The organism is Rhodoferax aquaticus (assembly GCF_006974105.1).
Classification (GTDB): Bacteria; Pseudomonadota; Gammaproteobacteria; order Burkholderiales; family Burkholderiaceae_C; genus Allorhodoferax; species Allorhodoferax aquaticus_A.
Genome location: NZ_CP036282.1, coordinates 4,605,847 through 4,621,781, shown reverse-complemented (window position 1 = coordinate 4,621,781; position 15,935 = coordinate 4,605,847). Strand labels below are relative to the sequence as shown.

Annotated in this window: 13 protein-coding genes; 6 read left to right on the top strand and 7 right to left on the bottom strand. The window is 57.1% G+C overall.

Annotated elements, in window-relative coordinates; genetic code table 11:
- Window positions 1-138 precede the first annotated feature (138 nt).
- From EXZ61_RS21265 to EXZ61_RS21255, 3 genes are read left to right on the top strand one after another with little or no spacing between them, the layout of a single operon-like run.
- On the top strand, window positions 139-2,205 hold the full coding sequence (locus EXZ61_RS21265) for a diguanylate cyclase domain-containing protein (RefSeq protein ID WP_142813917.1): 2,067 nt from the start codon (window positions 139-141) through the stop codon (window positions 2,203-2,205).
- Between the two features lie 26 nt (window positions 2,206-2,231).
- Window positions 2,232-3,116: an AraC family transcriptional regulator gene (locus EXZ61_RS21260; RefSeq protein WP_237219028.1), complete on the top strand. Its 885-nt coding sequence runs from the start codon at window positions 2,232-2,234 to the stop codon at window positions 3,114-3,116.
- A gap of 45 nt (window positions 3,117-3,161) precedes the next feature.
- Window positions 3,162-4,118 carry a DMT family transporter gene (locus EXZ61_RS21255; protein ID WP_142813916.1) on the top strand — a complete coding sequence of 319 codons (957 nt, stop codon included), beginning with the start codon at window positions 3,162-3,164 and terminating at the stop codon, window positions 4,116-4,118.
- Between the two features lie 99 nt (window positions 4,119-4,217).
- On the opposite strand, the gene EXZ61_RS21250 is transcribed toward EXZ61_RS21255, so the two are convergent.
- Entirely contained in the window at window positions 4,218-5,519 is a 1,302-nt protein-coding gene (locus tag EXZ61_RS21250; RefSeq protein ID WP_142813915.1) for a D-amino acid dehydrogenase, read from the bottom strand.
- A gap of 85 nt (window positions 5,520-5,604) precedes the next feature.
- Between EXZ61_RS21250 and EXZ61_RS21245 the strand changes: the two genes are divergently transcribed.
- Window positions 5,605-6,522 (top strand): LysR family transcriptional regulator ArgP, encoded by a 918-nt coding sequence (locus EXZ61_RS21245; RefSeq protein ID WP_142813914.1) that lies wholly within the window; start codon window positions 5,605-5,607, stop codon window positions 6,520-6,522.
- Window positions 6,523-6,570: 48 nt separating this feature from the next.
- On the opposite strand, the gene EXZ61_RS21240 is transcribed toward EXZ61_RS21245, so the two are convergent.
- The 3 genes from EXZ61_RS21240 to EXZ61_RS21230 form a co-directional block, all read right to left on the bottom strand.
- Window positions 6,571-6,993 (bottom strand): universal stress protein, encoded by a 423-nt coding sequence (locus EXZ61_RS21240; RefSeq protein ID WP_142813913.1) that lies wholly within the window; start codon window positions 6,991-6,993, stop codon window positions 6,571-6,573.
- Window positions 6,994-7,091: 98 nt separating this feature from the next.
- Window positions 7,092-7,943, bottom strand: coding sequence for a metallophosphoesterase (locus EXZ61_RS21235; protein ID WP_142813912.1), 852 nt, complete (start codon window positions 7,941-7,943; stop codon window positions 7,092-7,094).
- Entirely contained in the window at window positions 7,940-8,905 is a 966-nt protein-coding gene (locus EXZ61_RS21230) for a LysR family transcriptional regulator (RefSeq protein ID WP_142813911.1), read from the bottom strand. Before EXZ61_RS21230 ends, EXZ61_RS21235 begins: the two co-directional genes overlap by 4 nt.
- Before the next feature lie 116 nt (window positions 8,906-9,021).
- Here EXZ61_RS21230 and EXZ61_RS21225 point away from each other — a divergent pair, with 116 nt between their 5' ends.
- On the top strand, window positions 9,022-9,435 hold the full coding sequence (locus EXZ61_RS21225) for a hypothetical protein (protein ID WP_142813910.1): 414 nt from the start codon (window positions 9,022-9,024) through the stop codon (window positions 9,433-9,435).
- A gap of 75 nt (window positions 9,436-9,510) precedes the next feature.
- Here the strand turns inward: EXZ61_RS21225 and EXZ61_RS21220 are convergent, their stop codons facing one another.
- From EXZ61_RS21220 to EXZ61_RS21215, 3 genes are all read right to left on the bottom strand, one after another.
- Window positions 9,511-11,397, bottom strand: coding sequence for a phosphoenolpyruvate carboxykinase (GTP) (locus EXZ61_RS21220; RefSeq protein ID WP_142813909.1), 1,887 nt, complete (start codon window positions 11,395-11,397; stop codon window positions 9,511-9,513).
- Between the two features lie 535 nt (window positions 11,398-11,932).
- Window positions 11,933-12,073 (bottom strand): hypothetical protein, encoded by a 141-nt coding sequence (locus tag EXZ61_RS21980; protein WP_168224852.1) that lies wholly within the window; start codon window positions 12,071-12,073, stop codon window positions 11,933-11,935.
- 75 nt (window positions 12,074-12,148) lie between these two features.
- Entirely contained in the window at window positions 12,149-13,348 is a 1,200-nt protein-coding gene (locus EXZ61_RS21215; protein WP_142813908.1) for a threonine ammonia-lyase, read from the bottom strand.
- Window positions 13,349-13,550: 202 nt separating this feature from the next.
- Between EXZ61_RS21215 and EXZ61_RS21210 the strand changes: the two genes are divergently transcribed.
- Window positions 13,551-15,875, top strand: coding sequence for an ATP-binding protein (locus EXZ61_RS21210; RefSeq protein ID WP_142813907.1), 2,325 nt, complete (start codon window positions 13,551-13,553; stop codon window positions 15,873-15,875).
- Window positions 15,876-15,935 lie beyond the last annotated feature (60 nt).

The window sequence follows — 15,935 nt, the reverse complement described above, 5'->3', positions numbered from 1 at the left end:
GTAGCATTCTGGAGATTGGTCGTGCTTCTGTTGTTCTTGCAAAAGCGTTGCGCAGTCCAGCTGAGAAGGGTGCTGCTAGTCATTGCGGCTTGCTTATGCGCCGGATGGGCCGGGGCCTCCCCGCCACCAACCCTGCAGTTGAGTGCAGAAGAACAGTCTTGGCTCACTGCCCAGCAGGGGAAAACTTACACCGTTGGTTTTGATCCGTTTGCCGGGATGGATAGCTTCGAGTTCCGCGGCAAGCGGGTCGGATTGCTGCACTCCTTGCTTGCTGACGTGCGTGGGCAGTTAGGACTTAACGTGGTGCCAGCCCAAGTGAAGGGGTGGGACGATGCCTACAGCCGTTTCGTGGCGGGACACATCGACATCTTGTATGGTGCCAACGTGACACCTGAGCGTGAACGCATCATGCGCTTCACCCGGCCTGTGTGGAAGTACCCGTACACCGTTTTTGCGCGCAATGACACTGCAGTGCAGACCTTGGGCGACCTCGATGCCAAACGCGTGGGCTTTATACGCAACGACTACGTGATCGGACAACTCCCCAAGGAGTTTCCCAATATTCGAGTTCAGGCCGTAGAGTTTGACGAACAAGGGCAGGGCCTGGCCGCATTGGAGAGCGGCAAGCTCGATGGTTTTGTTACGGCGGGCGGCGGCTTGGAGTATGAATTTTTGTACACGCACCCGAAGTTGGTGCTGGTGGCCGAGTTGCGGGCCATTACTTCGGACATGACCATGGCGGTTGCCAAAGACCAGCAGATCTTGGCAGGTTTGCTGGACCGCTACATTGCGCAGCGCGAGGCTTCCATACGCGACATGAAAGGCAGCGCCCAGCGCCTGTATAACCGCAAAATCTTGCGCCTCAGTGAGGCCGAGTTGCTCTGGCTTGAGAACAGCGCCAGCGCTGTGGTGGGCGTGGCGGAGGACTACCTGCCCTTTGACCATTTCTATCGCGGCGAGTACCGGGGTATTGCTGGCGAAATGCTTAAACGTATCGGCGACACGGTCGGTATCCGCTTTGAGGTGGTCAGCGCCCCTTTTGCCGACATCATGCAGAAAGCCACCCAAGGCGGGGTCGATGTGGTGAACATGGCCAAGACAGAAGACCGACAGAAAGATTTTCTATTTCCGCATGCCATCAGCACCGAGCGCGACATCATTGTGGGCATGAAGAGCAGCGCGCCAGTGCAAGATGTGTACGGTTTGGACGGGCGCAAGGTCGCTGTGATTGACGGTTTTTGGCACGAAGAGTACTTGCGCAAGAACCTAAAGAATCCCCACATTGTGCGCACGGCGGACATCATGGAATCGCTGCGCCTTGTGCGCAATGGAGATGTGGACTACATGATTGAAAACCCTACCGTGGTGGAGTTTTACATCAATGGTTTGGGCTATACCGATGTAGTCAAGCGGGGAAATACGTCCAAGGACTCGTTTGTGTACTTTGGGGTCAGCCGCCGCCAGCCGGAACTGGCCGCCATCATGGACAAAGTGATTCCGCTGATTCGCTTTGAAGACGCCAAGTACGCCGGAATTCAAAGTGTGCCGGCCCTGCGCAACGAGGCAAACCGCCGTTTGATCGTGATCGTGGTGGTTTTGGTGTTGGCATTGGTGGGCATCTTGGCGCTCGTCATCAAGGTGGTGCGCAACCTGGCCGAGCAAAAGGCACGCACCCAGTTTTTGACCGAGCGAGAGCATTTCCTTTACACCGATACATTGACGGGTTTTCACAACCGCAATTACTTCAGCCACAAGGCCGGTCACGGTATTGCGTCTCACTATCCCCAAGCCGTGGTCGTGGCGGATTTGAACAACCTCAAGCGTGTGAACGACAGTTGTGGCCACGCTGCTGGGGACGCCTTGTTGGTCCTGTTTGCCGCCTTGGTACGCCAGCAGTGGCCCGGTGGACATTTTTTTCGGATGGGCGGCGACGAGTTTTTGATTGTTTTGCCGGGCGTTGATGAAGCACGGGTGCAAACGGAGCTAGACCATTTGCGTCAACTTTGCCAGCAAACCAGTTTGCCGGATGCCCCCGGTGAGTGGGCTCAACCCAGCGCCGCTATGGGTTATGCCATGCGTGCCAGCGAAGAGGTTTCTGTGGACCTGTGCATTGCCGAGGCCGACCAACGGATGTACCGCGCCAAAGCCAGCATGAAGAAGCGCCGCACGGATGTGGACGCCGACTCTTTGGCCGCTCCCATCTGAGGCATGGCGTAAGCGCCAAGCAAAACTTGACTGCGTCAGACATTCACGAACCCCCTGTCCTGCCAAACCCACAGGCACGCGCACCGGGGCTAGAGTTTGCCCAGTACTGCCAGCCGGGGCGTGCAGGTGTAGAGATATTTACCGCGCGTTTTGTGCACCATACGTTTGACCCCCATACCCATGAGGCGTTTGGCTTGGGCGTCATTGAGCAAGGCGTAGAGCGCTTTCGCTACGCCGGGGCGGAGCATTTGGCACCGGCCAATTCTTTGGTGATGATTCACCCCGACGAAGTGCACACGGGCCGCGCTGAGACGGTGCAAGGTTGGCGCTACCGCATGGCGTACATTGACCCGCAGGTTTTGGAAAACATCAGTGGCCAAACGGGGTGGTGGTTTGCGCAGGCTGTCGCGCCAACGAGCGCGGCCCAAGCACACGCCGTTGCGCAAGTGCTGGAAGCTCTTTCCCACGCCGCAGAACCCTTGGCGGTTGACTGTCTGTTGCACCGCTTGGTGGACCACATGCGCCCTTATGCGCGCACGGCCTTGGAGCTGCCAACGCACGGCCGCCTGCGCTTTGCCCCGGTGCTCGATTACTTGCACGCCTACTACGCCGAGCCGCAAAACCTAGAAGGTTTGGCCCAGTTGGTGGGTTTGAGCCCCTTCCATTTTTTGCGGCAGTTTCAAAAGCAGTTCCATGTGACGCCACAGCAAATGCTCATGGCCATTCGACTGCACCGCGCCAAAGGGCTTTTGGCCCAAGGCGAGCCCGCCGCACAGGTGGCGGCTGCCACTGGGTTGACCGACCAAGCCCATCTCACCCGCACGTTTGCACGTCGCTATGGCATCACCCCGGGGCGCTACCAGCAGCAACTGAATGGCGCAGACCGCAATTTGGTACAAGACCGGATGTGAGGGCGTTTCTAGAATCGCAGCCAAGTCAGCTTTAGAAAGTGTGCAATGGTGCGTGGCGTCTTGTTTGCCCTAGCGGCCGGAATGATGTGGGGGCTAGCGTTTATTGCGCCCTTGTTGCTGCCTGGGTATCCAGCAGTTCTGCAGTCCTTAGGCCGTTACATCGCGTTGGGTGTGCTGTGCATACCGCTTGCCTGGATGGACCGCGCAGACCTGATGCATTTGCGTTGGAGCGACTGGAAGCAGGCTTTGGCGCTCTCTGTGGTGGGCAACTTGCTGTACTACTTGCTCTTGGCTAGCGCGATACAGCAAGCCGGTGCCCCCCTACCTACCATGCTGATTGGTACCTTGCCGGTGGTGCTGACGATTGCCGCCAAATTGCGGGCACGCCATGAAGATGGTCGGATGGCCTGGCGCAGCATCTTGCCATCGCTGGCCTTGATTGCTGCGGGTATTGCGTGTGTCAATGCAGCCGAACTGCGGGCTTTGGGGGACAGCTCCTCCCAGAACCTGATGCAGTACGCATGGGGCGGACTCTTGGGCGTGGGAGCCGTGGCTTGCTGGACTTGGTACCCCTTGCGCAATGCCGACTGGCTGCGCGAGCACCCGCAGCGCAATGCGCGGGCATGGGCCACTGCACAAGGTTTGGTGACTTTGCCATTGGCGCTGCTGGGCTATGCGGTATTTGCCTGGTATACCCATGGCCAAGCGAGCGAATTTGCAATACCTTGGGGGCCGCAGCCGGTTGTGTTTGGCAGCATCATGCTGACGATGGGTCTGCTAACTTCGTGGTTGGCCACGGTGTGCTGGAATGCTGCTAGCAGGCGGCTACCTGCGTCTACCTTGGCCCAGCTCATCGTGTTTGAAACTTTGTGTGCGCTGACCTACGCGTACACGCTGCGCGGTGAAAGGCCTGAACTTCTGACCTTGCTTGGCGTTGCCCTCTTAGTGGTGGGCGTGGTCATTGCGGTGCGTAGCAGCACCAAGGCTGCACGCACTGCTTGAGCAAAAAATGGCGTTTCCGCCCGTGGGGTATGTGTAAACAGCTATCAATTAAGTAGCATGACACGCAGCCATCTATCCTGAGATGGCGCATGCGCCCCTCTACACGCCGTAGAAGTTGAACTGCATCTCGGGGCGCTTGCCGTTGATCAGTTCGGCTATGGCTTTGCCTGAGCCTGCGCCATGGGTCCAGCCCAAGGTGCCGTGGCCCGCGTTGACCCACAGCTTGCCCACTTTGGTTTTGCCAATGTACGGAATGTTGGTAGGGGTTGCAGGGCGCAGACCTGTCCAGAAGTTGGGTTGGCCGCCTTGTGCTTCTAGGCGCGTGTCGCACACACCGGGAAACACTTCTTCAACGCGGCGCGCCAGCATAGCGCAGCGGGCGCGCGCCAAGCTGCTGTTCAAGTCCAGGTCGTAGCCACCCACTTCAATGGTGCCCGCAATGCGCAGCTCGTCGCCCAAGCGGCTCATGGCGCATTTGACCGAGTCGTCCAGCAAGCTGACCGTGGGGGCCAGTTCGGGTTTCAAAATTTTGAAAGTCGCGCTGTAGCCTTTGCCAGGGTAAATGGGCAAATGCACGCCCACGGTGCGCAACAGGGGCGCGGTATAGGAGCCCATGGCCAATACAAATTGGTCGGCCTGAAGTTGGGCCAGTTTTCCGGTGTTGCGGTCCCGTACGCTGACGGTTTGAACGCTATGACCTTGTGTGTTGAGGGACTCTACATCGTGGTTCCACAAAAACTGCACACCCTTGGCGGCGCAACGCTTGGCCAGTTCTTGGGTGAATACGCGGGCGTCGCCACTTTCGTCGCTAGCCGTGAAGGTGCCGCCAATGATGTGGTCGGCATATTGCTTGAATGCTGGCTCAATGGCGAGCAGCTCTTGTTGGCTGACCACGCGCCTTTTTACGCCGTACTTGGACATCAGGGCGGCAGCATCGGCCGCGGTGTCAAACGATTTTTGGTCCACGTAGTAGTGGGCAATGCCTTTTTCCAGGCGGTTGTAGCTGATGCCGGTGGCGTCGACCACGTCTTTGAGTGCTTGATGGCTGTAGGAGCCCAGTGCCACGAGCTGCTGCACATTGCGCTCGAAAGCCTTGTCGTTGCAGTTAGCCAAAAACTCCAAGCCCCAGCGGTATTGCAGCCAGCCCTCGCCCAACGGGTTTTGGGGTCTAAACAACAAAGGGGCTTCTTTGCTGAACATCCATTTCAGGGCCTTGAGGGGTGCGTCACGGTTGGCCCAAGGCTCGCAGTAACTCACGGAGATTTGGGCTGCGTTAGCAAAGCTGGTTTCTAGGGCGGCATCGGCCTGCCGGTCTACTACGGTGACCTCGTGACCCTGCTCCACCAAATGCCATGCGGTGCTCACACCAATAATGCCTGCGCCAAGTACAGTAATTTTCATGGTGGCAGTGTCGCGGAATCTTTCACTTTGTAAAAGTTAAATGAAAGTGTTTGCGAAAACATTAGGTTTGTTAATAATCTAAACCATGAGAAATTTTGATACAGATGCGTTGGAGTGTCTAGCATCCATTGTGGAAGAGGGTGGTTTTGAGCGAGCGGCGGTGCGCTTGTCCATCACGCAGTCTGCAGTGTCCCAGCGCTTGCGGGCATTGGAGGCGCAGGTCGGCACAGTGCTCTTGGTACGCAGCCGTCCGGTCAAGCCCACATCGGCCGGGCGATTGCTCATCAAACATGCCATGCAGCTCCGTTTGTTGCGCGCCGACTTAGACACGGACCTCAAAGACTTGGCCCCAGGCTCAGGTGCCACGCGCGAGGAAGACCGTATCTCTATTGCGATCAATGCCGACAGCATTGCCACTTGGGCACTATCGGCCCTAGACCCGTTGGTGCACGCGGGCTTGCCCATTGAGATCATTACTGATGACCAAGACTTCACCCACGACTGGCTGCGTGAAGGCCAAGTGCTGGGTTGTGTGACCACGCTCAAGCAAGCGCTGCGTGGTTGCAAGGTGTTGCCCTTGGGTGCGATGGACTACGTGGCCGTGGCAAGCAGTGCATATGCCAAGACCCATTGCCCCGCGGGTCTGACACCCCACAACTTCAGGCAAATTCCGTTTATTGCGTTTAACCGCAAGGACGATTTACAAACCGATTTTGTGAGCCGGGCACTGGGGCTTCGCCGCGTGACCTTGAGCCAACGTTTTGTGCCCAGCTCCGAGGGGCAAGTGCGCGCGGCCTTGGCGGGGTGGGGGGCTTCGGTGCTGCCGGAGTTGGCGGTTGCCCCTCTGTTGGCCAGTGGTGAATTGGTGAACTTGGCACCCACGGTGAGCTTGCCTGTCAACTTGTATTGGCACTGCTGGAACTTGGACTCGGAAGTGATAGACCAGCTCACCGCAGCGTTGTCTCAAGCTGCAGTCTCGGCTTTGCGGGTGAAAGATGTGTAGCGCCCATCAAATAGGCGCAACAAGCTACGAAAAATGTAGCGCAGATTGCTAACGGACTAGCAATACTGGTACTTTGCAGTGTGCCAGCACCTGCGTGGCTACCGAACCCATCACCAGGTTGCCGATCGCGCTGTGGCCATGCGAGCCCATGATGACCAAGTCAAAGTCCCCCTTCTCTGCAAACTTGGCAATGCTTTCACCTGCGCTGCCCACTTCAAAGGCGCTTTTGGCATCGATGCTATGGCGCAGCAAAAACTTGGTAACTGGCGCCAGCACCTTCTCGCACTCATCTGAGTAATACGCTTTGACAATGTCCTTGCCTACCGCCGCGCGTGCGCGTGGAGGAAGCGGTGGTTGTGCCGTGAACACGGTGTAGGCATTGCCTGCATTGAGAAATGTCTCGTGGGTGGTCAAGTAAGCCAGCATTTTTTTGCTGTAGCTGCTGCCGTCGACTGCGAGTAGTATTTTCATGGGGTATCCAAGTGTGTGATGGCTCAGTTTAAGTACGTCAAAGATTGTGCATTTTGCGCCACATCAAATCAAATGCAGGCGGCTTTTGAGCCTGTGTGTCACAGGGAAATAGTGTGGTTTGGCAAGAAATGGTCTTGCTCACTTTTGCGCGCATATCCCAAGGGGTTGGCAATCACATGGCAACCGTGGTACTGGTAGTTGCTGGGCGCATGCAGGTGCCCGTGCAACCACATGGTGGCGTGTGGCAATAGGTGGTCAAGCGCATTACAAAAACCTGCGGTGCCAGGGACCAGACCATAGCGCGGGTCCGCGCTGCGCAAGCTAGGTGCAAAGTGGGTGACCACCAAGGTGCTGCCCTCAAATGGGGTGAGTAGTGCTTTCTGCAGCCATGCTTGGCAGACCAAAGCCTGTTGTCGCATTTCTTCCGCCAGAAAGGGGGCCCCATGGCGGGTGGTTGCGGCCTTCTTGAGGTAGTAGTTGGCGGCGCGGTACGCTTTTTCACGCGCTTTGAGCTGATGCGCCAAGGGGTTGATGCCGTGGGGTGATGGGGCAGCAGCAGCTGGCGTGCTCAAGGCATCAAAGTCGCTCCACAGTGTGGTGCCGAGTATGCGGACGGGGCGTCCCTGCTGGTCGTGCCATGTCCCCAACACAGTCTGTCGTTCTAACCATGTAATGCCTAGGCGCTCGCAGGTGTCTTGCAGCCTTTGGTGGGTGGCATCAAAGTCTAGCCCGTCGTACTCGTGGTTGCCGGGTATGTAGAGCACTGGGGTGGGCCAACCCGCCTGCTTGGAAAACTGGCCTAGCCCGAAGTCCGCATCTTGCAGTTGTGAGCCGGTTTGGTAAGAGCCAACGTCGCCTGCGAGGACCAGGAGATCGGCGTCTGGTGCGGGTGTTGCGCGCCACTGGGGGTGGGTCTCTAAGTGCAGATCGGAGAGCAGTTGGATCTTCATCCGCTAAGTCCTTCTTTGGCGATCTCGATCACGCGGTCGCGCAGCCACGTATGGGCGTGGGAGTCGTCTTGGCGTTGGTGCCACAGTGCGTCCACCTGGATGGGGGGCACGATTAACGGAAGTTCGCGCAGAACCATTTGGCTGGCAAAGCCTGTGACATCGACAAAATGTCGTGGTAGCACCGTCAGCATGTCAGAACGGGTTACGACCTTGCCGGCGGTAAAGAACTGGTTCACGGTGAGCACGACACGGCGGCTGCGCCCCATAGACATCAAGGCTTCGTCAATAAAACCAAAGGCTCTGCCCGAGAAGCTGACAAGCATATGGCTTGCGCCACAGAAGCGGTCCAAGGTGAGCGGCTCATGCGCCAAGGGGTGGCCTTTGCGCATGACGCACACATAGTCACCCACGAACAAGCGGCGGTGCAGGTAAGGGACGCTGCCACCCGCTTGCGCGCGCGCTGTTAGATCCGCAATGACGGCAGGAAAGTGGCCAATAGCCAAGTCGGCGTGGCCTTCTTCCAAGAGGCGGCGTGGGTCTCGGGTGGTCAGGGGCACCACCCGCAAGGACAGGCCCGGGGCTTGTGCGGTCAGCACTTCAACCAACTGGGGCATGAGCTGCGCTGCGGTGGCGTCAGCCATGGTGAGCACAAAGGTATGGGTTGCGGTGGCGGGATCGAATACGTTGGGTAACAGGCAGGTGTGTAGGCGTTGCAGCGCGTCACGTACCGCGGGCCACAGCTCCAAGGCACGGGTCGTGGGTTCTAGGCCTCTGCCCTTACGCACCAGGAGTTCGTCGTCCACTGCGTCACGGAGTCGCCGCAAGGCGTTGCTGACGGCGGGCTGCGTGAGTGACAAGAGTTGCGCTGCCCGTGTGAGGCTGCGTTCTGCCATGACTACATCGAACACCTTCAGCAGGTTGAGGTCGAAGGTTCTCAGGTTAAGCGGGAGTGGCTTATTCATAAATTTGGTGAATACCAAATATAAAAAAGATAAAGTTGAACAATATTAGTGAAAACCCTAAGATTCACCCCTATCAAGCGTTTTCTTTCACCATTCACCTCACAAAGGAGTTGGCCATGACCAGTTTTGCATCGCCCCAGTTTTCTACTTTTTCCGCAACTAGCTACGGTTCCGCAGCACAGCGCATCGAGGCACGCAAGGTCAATGGCTCTAAAACCCTCGCAGGCATGTTGCTCGCTGCAGTGCTCGCGGCTTTGTTGGTAGTGGCCAACCAAGTGATTGACAGCTGGGCCAATGGCCACCTGTTGGCCGGTTGGGTCGCCTTGTGGGTGGTTGTGTTTGCCACCATTGCATTGTTGGCACCTACACTGCGCAAAACCTCGCATCAGTTGGCGGGCTTTATTTCCCGCTCGATCCAAGCTGCCGCACAGCGCAGCATGGAAGAAAAAATGTGGGAATACGCCAAGCGTGACCCACGTGTAATGGCGGAGTTGCAACACGCTTGGTTGCGTAGCCACCAAGATGCGTAATGCCTGCTGAACAGCAAAACGCTCCATAGAAAAAGCCACCCCTAGGGGTGGCTTTTTTATGTCCGCCCTTTATTCTTAGGCAGCCAAGCGCTGCTCTAGATGGGCTTTAGTCTCTTCGAGTTCCTTTGGCAAATGGTAGGCGAGCTGGGTGAACAGCTCCGTATGAAGCGCAATTTCTTGCTTCCAATCCGATGTGGTGAGGCTGGTGACAGAATCAAACTGGGCTTGGCTGAAGTCAAGCCCAGACCAATTGATTTCTGCATAGAGTGGGGCGACGCCGAAGCCTGTCTCCACCCCAGCAGCCGTACCTTCTAGGCGGTCAATCATCCATTTCAATACACGCATGTTCTCGCCGTAGCCAGGCCAAACGAACTTGCCGTCTTCGCCCTTGCGGAACCAATTGGTCGTGAAGATGCGAGGCAGGGTCGCTCCAGTTGCAGACAGCTTGGAGCCAATCGTGAGCCAGTGTTGGAAATAGTCACTCATGTTGTAGCCCATGAAGGGCAACATGGCAAACGGGTCCCTGCGCACCACGCCTGCTTGGCCCGTTGCCGCCGCTGTGGTTTCAGAGCCCATCGTAGCGGCCATGTAAACGCCTTCAGTCCAAGTGCGCGCCTCTGTGACCAAAGGGACGGTGGTGGAGCGACGGCCACCGAAGATAAACGCGTCAATAGGCACGCCAGCTGCATCGTCCCATTGGGGATCCAATGCGGGGTTGTTGCCTGCTGCCACCGTAAAGCGCGCATTGGGGTGCGCCGCTTTAGCGCCAGTTTCTTTGGCAATGGCGGGTGTCCAGTCTTTGCCTTGCCAGTCAATCAAGTGGGCTGGCAGACCGCCCGTGTCTTTCTCCATGCCTTCCCACCACACGTCGCCGTCATCGGTGAGGGCCACGTTGGTAAAGATCACGTTCTTATCCAAGCTGGCCATGCAGTTGGGGTTGGTGTGGAAATTGGTACCCGGCGCAACGCCAAAGTAACCCGCCTCTGGGTTGATGGCGTACATTTTTCCGTCGGCATGGGGCTTGATCCACGCAATGTCATCGCCGATGGTGGTGACTTTCCAGCCCTCGAACCCTTGGGGAGGAACCAGCATCGAAAAGTTGGTTTTGCCGCACGCGCTCGGGAAAGCCGCCGCAACATGGTACTTTTTGCCTTGTGGATTCGTAACACCCAGAATCAGCATATGTTCGGCAAGCCAACCTTGGTCGCGCCCCATGGTGGACGCAATGCGCAGGGCAAAGCACTTTTTGCCTAGCAAGGCGTTGCCACCGTAGCCAGACCCGTAAGACCAAATCTCGCGGGTTTCAGGGTAATGCACGATGTATTTGGTGGTGTTGCAGGGCCACTTCACATCCGTTTGACCCGCTGCCAAAGGAGCGCCCACCGTGTGCACGCAGGGGACGAAGTTGCCGTCTACGCCTAAAACATCAAAGACCGCCTTGCCCATGCGGGTCATGATGCGCTGGTTGACCGCCACGTAGGGGCTATCCGAGAGCTCAATGCCGATGTGGGCGATGTGTGAACCCAACGGCCCCATCGAGAAGGGCACTACATACATGGTGCGGCCCTTCATGCAGCCGTTAAACAGTGCGGGTGTGCCGTCCGCTTGGCCTTGCTCAAGCAGCGCGCGCATCGCCGCAGGTTCCATCCAATTGTTAGTTGGGCCCGCATCTTCTTTGCGAGCGCTGCAGATATAGGTACGGTCTTCCACCCGCGCGACGTCACTGGGGTCAGAGTTCGCAAGAAAGCTGTTGGGGCGCTTGGCGGGGTTCAGTTTTTTGAACGTGCCTGCATCGACCAATTGCTGGCACAGGCGTTGGTACTCCTCTTCCGAACCGTCGCACCAATACACGCTGTCAGGCTTGCACAGGGCCACCATGTCGGCCACCCAGGCAATGACATTGGCATTTTTGACATATTTCGGGGTGTTCAGGTGCAAGCCCTGCATCATTGGCGAGTTCATGAAAAGCTCCTAAGTTAAAAATCGTCTTTTCAAAATCAAGCGCAACGCTTGCAACCCCGCACTTTGAAAAAACGTTTTCAGCAACCATCTCGCCGCGTCAACATGCTGATCGCCACCGCCGAGGGTGCTAGTTTAAGAAGTGGTACTGAAGTTACCAAGCGTTTACGTCCAAAAGATATGCAAAAAAATCATTGAGAAATGCAAAAAAATACTTCCGACGGATGGCGATCATTGCTAACTGAGTCGGGAAAACCAGCGATGACGAGAAAGGGGCGTCCGCTTGACAGCTCGCACGCATCGACCTGCTATGCAATCAGGAGCGGTCTATCGAGATACACCGAGTGCAGAGTGATGTTGCCCGCCGTCGGGCATAGAAGACCCAGTTGGGTTCCGCAGTGCGGAGGAATGGTCTCAAGGAAATAAAGAACAGGACGTGCGAGGGCAGAACCCAGCAATTCTGAGAAGGCGAAAAAAAAGAGGCCTAAAGCCTCTTTTTTTTGCGGCGGTTGCAACAACCACCAAAGACCCACTAGCTTTACGCCATGAAGACCGCAATAAACGCCAACAAAAGCATCATGACGCCACCGACGATGGGTAACACGATGGGCATCAAAGGGACTACCGCGTCAACCGGGTCGACATGCGGTTCGGCGTGGTGAGAATCTGGAGCTGACATCGTGTTTCCTTCAATCAATCAAACGGGTTGTGTATTCGCGGATTTTAATGCGTGCCGGCTCCAAGTGCTCACTAATTAGGCCAAGCGCGCGTCAAAACCTGCATCGCGCAGCACGGCGAGCACGTCGTTAACGTGGGCGTGCCCACGGGTTTGAACCACCAGTTCAATCTCCGCATTTTGCACAGACAAGGTCGTAAACGCACGTTGGTGGTGCACTTCGTCAATGTTAGCGCCCGCTTCCGCCACCATGGCAGTGATGCGGGCCAATGTGCCCGGCACATCGCGAGCGCCTACACGAATGCGCGCTAAGCGCCCCGCACGTACCATGCCGCGTTGAATGATGGCCGCCAAGAACAAGGGGTCAATGTTGCCACCACACAAGACCAAGCCCACCCGTTTACCTTTAAAGCGCTCTGGGTACTTCAACAATGCCGCCAAGCCCGCCGCGCCGGCGCCTTCCACCAAGGTTTTCTCGACCTCGAGCAACATGACCAAGGCCTGTTCAATGTCGCCTTCGTCCACCAGCAAGAGGTCGTCCACCCTCGCCTTAATGACGTCTTGGGGCAACTGTCCAGGCGTCCCTACCGCGATACCTTCTGCGATTGTGCTGCTCCCCTGCGGATGGGCGGTGCCCTTGATCGCGTTGAACATGGCCGGAAATCGCACCGTTTGCACCCCGATGACTTCAATCCCAGGCTTCAGCGCTTTTGCCACCGTGGCCATGCCCGATATCAAACCGCCACCGCCGATCGCAATCACCAAAGTGTCTAAGTTTGGCACCTGCTCTAGCATTTCCAGTGCGACGGTGCCTTGCCCGGCCATGACTGCCTCATCGTCGTAGGGGTGTACAAAGCACAACTTTTCGGACTCCGCCAAGGCATAGGCATGGGCGCGGGCATCTTCCAAGCTGTCACCGTACAAAATGACCTCGGCGCCAAAGCCGCGCGTGCGCTCCACCTTCACGCCTGGCGTAAAGCGCGGCATGACGATCACCGCGCGTAACCCCAAGCGTTGCGCGTGGTAAGCCACTCCTTGCGCGTGGTTGCCAGCGCTCATCGCGATCACGCCCCGGGCCGACTGCTCCTTGGTCAACTGCGCCAACTTGTTGCACGCGCCACGCTCCTTAAACGAAGCGGTGAACTGTAAATTCTCGAACTTTAGGAACACTTGGGCACCGGTAATGTCCGACAGCGTTTGTGATGCCACACAAGGGGTATTTAGCAAATGGCCTTGTAGCCGCTGGGCAGCTGCCAACACATCTTCGTATTCAACCATGGTCATTGTTCCAATCTTCATAGAGGTGCACTGGCATATTGCGTGCACTTTCGTCACAAATACGCGACTTTGCAGTCACTTAAGGGTATGCAAAATCGAAACTGGGGGCGCAAGGTCGCAAATAAATGTGCGATCGGTACTTCCATCTTGCGCCTGACTGCGCTATCGTAAATCCGGCGCAACTCAGCGTCGGAGGCACTTGATGGCCAAGCGTTTGCTTTTTCAGCCCTTGGGGGGGCATCTTATTTCATCACCGGGTTTGCAGGACGCACCGGTGTTGGATCTGATGTGCTCGCACTTTGTGCTGACCTTGGCCGTTCGCCAAGGTGCAAACTTTAATGTGCGCCGCGACCTCAATGGGATCGTCGGTTTGGCCGGGCGCCACTTGATGTGGCCCGTGTCGGTGCTGGCTCGGTTGCGCGACTTTTTGCAGCGCCGTTGCTTAGGTAACGAGTTGTGGCGTGGCCACGAACAGCTGGCGGCTCAAGAATTTATGGCCCGCCACGGAACCTGGCGAGGCCAATATGACGAAGCCACCTTGTTCTTCTTCTTAGATGAGTACGCCAAAGAGCATGCAAAAGACCTCATCTCCGTACTGAGTGCAACTGCCGAAGGCTTAGCGGCCTCACTCAAGAAACAATCCACGATGGTGGAAAAAAACATCAACGCTCTGGCGGGGCTGTTGAAGCTCAACAAAGCCGAGCGTGCCTTGCTGCTCTATGGAACCTTGGCCCGTTACCAGCGCGAAATGCGCAGCATCTTGGTCGAGTTCAAGGTCCAAAATGCGCCCGAAGCCTTTGCTACCATGGCCCAAGTTGCCGGAGTGGACGCTCAAGAGCTAGGCGACGCGCTGCGCGCAGGCTCTCGCCTCGAACGTATTGGACTGGTAGAAAACCTGATCTCTGAGCACAACATTACCGACCTTGCCGACCTCATGAAGGTCAGCGAAAAGCTCCCCCCAGTTCTGATGCGCCATTACCGCGACCAGTCCGAGCTCATGGCGGTCTTTACCCGCCTGTCATCCAAGAGCACGCTCACCATGGGGGACTTTGCCTTTGTGGCTGAGGATGCCTTGGTCTTGTCACATCTTTTGGCGCGCGCAGTCGAGTGCAAGGAGCCGGGCGTCAACATCCTGCTGTATGGCCCACCCGGCACCGGCAAGACAGAACTTGCCAAAGTGGTGGCGCAGCATGCAGGCCTAGACCTGTTTGAGGTGGAGTACGCCGACCGGGATGGCAACTCCTTGAGCGGACGTGACAGATACCGATCTTTGCAAATTGCTCAGGTCTTCTTGAAGGGCAGCACCCAAGCGGCCCTGCTCTTTGATGAAGTGGAGGATGTGTTCCCTCCACTCTCAAGCGAAGCGGCGCAACTGTTGGCACGCTCGGACGCAAGTGCAATCCCAGTGGGAACCAGCGTCAACGGAAAGGCCTGGGTGAACCAGATTCTGGAGACGAATACGATCCCGACAGTATGGGTGACCAACCGCATCGAACAAATTGATCCGGCCTTTCGCCGAAGGTTTGCGTACCACCTTGAGCTTAAGTCTCCTCCTCCAGGAGCCCGGGAGGCGATCGTGCGGAAAACGCTCGCGGGAATTAATGTGTCCGACGCGTTTGTAGGCCGACTCACCGCGCGCAAGGGCCTGACACCTGCACAAATACGCACCGCCGCACGCTTTGCAGAACTCGCCCGCCATTCCAAGCAAGCTGGCGGTGCGGAGCACTTAGAGCAGCTCATGGAGCGCCAATTGCGTAATGCGGACATAGCGCTTGGCACGCGCAGCACACCCGTATATCCGCCTAGCATCACCCAGTACAAGCCAGCGCTGTCTCATATTGAAAGCCGCTACCAAATTCCGCGGGTGGTGCAAGCCTTGCAGGCGCGTGGGCATGGCACACTGTGTTTTTATGGCCCGCCCGGCACAGGTAAAACCGCGCTGGCGCAGCACATTGCCAACGAACTTGCTAAGCCACTCATGGTGCGCCAGGCAAGTGATCTGAGTAGTAAGTACATCGGCGACACTGAAAAAAACATGGCGCACATGTTCAAGGATGCCGAAGCCGATGGAGCCGTCTTGCTACTGGACGAAGCCGACAGCTTCTTGCAAGACCGCAGGAGCGCCCAGCGTACCTACGAGGTAACAGAAGTCAACGAAATGCTGCAGGGCATGGAGCGCTTTGCCGGCATCTTCATCTGCACCACCAACCTGATGGACCGCATTGACCAAGCGGCATTGCGCAGGTTCACGTTCAAGATTCAGTTCAAGCCGCTGACACGCGTCCAGCGCGAGGCATTTTTTATTGCCGAGGCCTGCTCTGACCAGTGTGAGCGCCTGACGCCCCCGCTATTGACGCGCCTGACCGCGTTGGATCAGTTGTGCCCGGGGGACTTTGCCGCAGTGAAACGCCAAGCCCATCTCTTGGACACTATCTTGGAGCCAGAGGAGTTTTTGGAGCAACTAGAAGCGGAACACCGCATCAAACCGGAGGTCCGTGAACAGCGGAGCATGGGGTTTTTGCAATAGATAGACCGCGGCTAACCGGGTTTGCGCCCCACGCTTCCCCAAAAACAGCCCCGCCAAGGG

Bases quoted from the DNA above. Each gene is read 5' to 3' on its own strand.
- EXZ61_RS21240 (WP_142813913.1), bottom strand. From the start codon at position 6,993: ATGAAAATACTACTCGCAGTCGACGGCAGCAGCTACAGCAAAAAAATG.
- EXZ61_RS21220 (WP_142813909.1), bottom strand. From the start codon at position 11,397: ATGAACTCGCCAATGATGCAGGGCTTGCACCTGAACACCCCGAAATAT.
- EXZ61_RS21225 (WP_142813910.1), top strand. From the start codon at position 9,022: ATGACCAGTTTTGCATCGCCCCAGTTTTCTACTTTTTCCGCAACTAGC.
- EXZ61_RS21235 (WP_142813912.1), bottom strand. From the start codon at position 7,943: ATGAAGATCCAACTGCTCTCCGATCTGCACTTAGAGACCCACCCCCAG.
- EXZ61_RS21245 (WP_142813914.1), top strand. From the start codon at position 5,605: ATGAGAAATTTTGATACAGATGCGTTGGAGTGTCTAGCATCCATTGTG.
- EXZ61_RS21230 (WP_142813911.1), bottom strand. From the start codon at position 8,905: ATGAATAAGCCACTCCCGCTTAACCTGAGAACCTTCGACCTCAACCTG.
- EXZ61_RS21980 (WP_168224852.1), bottom strand. From the start codon at position 12,073: ATGTCAGCTCCAGATTCTCACCACGCCGAACCGCATGTCGACCCGGTT.
- EXZ61_RS21250 (WP_142813915.1), bottom strand. From the start codon at position 5,519: ATGAAAATTACTGTACTTGGCGCAGGCATTATTGGTGTGAGCACCGCA.
- EXZ61_RS21215 (WP_142813908.1), bottom strand. From the start codon at position 13,348: ATGGTTGAATACGAAGATGTGTTGGCAGCTGCCCAGCGGCTACAAGGC.
- EXZ61_RS21255 (WP_142813916.1), top strand. From the start codon at position 3,162: ATGGTGCGTGGCGTCTTGTTTGCCCTAGCGGCCGGAATGATGTGGGGG.
- EXZ61_RS21210 (WP_142813907.1), top strand. From the start codon at position 13,551: ATGGCCAAGCGTTTGCTTTTTCAGCCCTTGGGGGGGCATCTTATTTCA.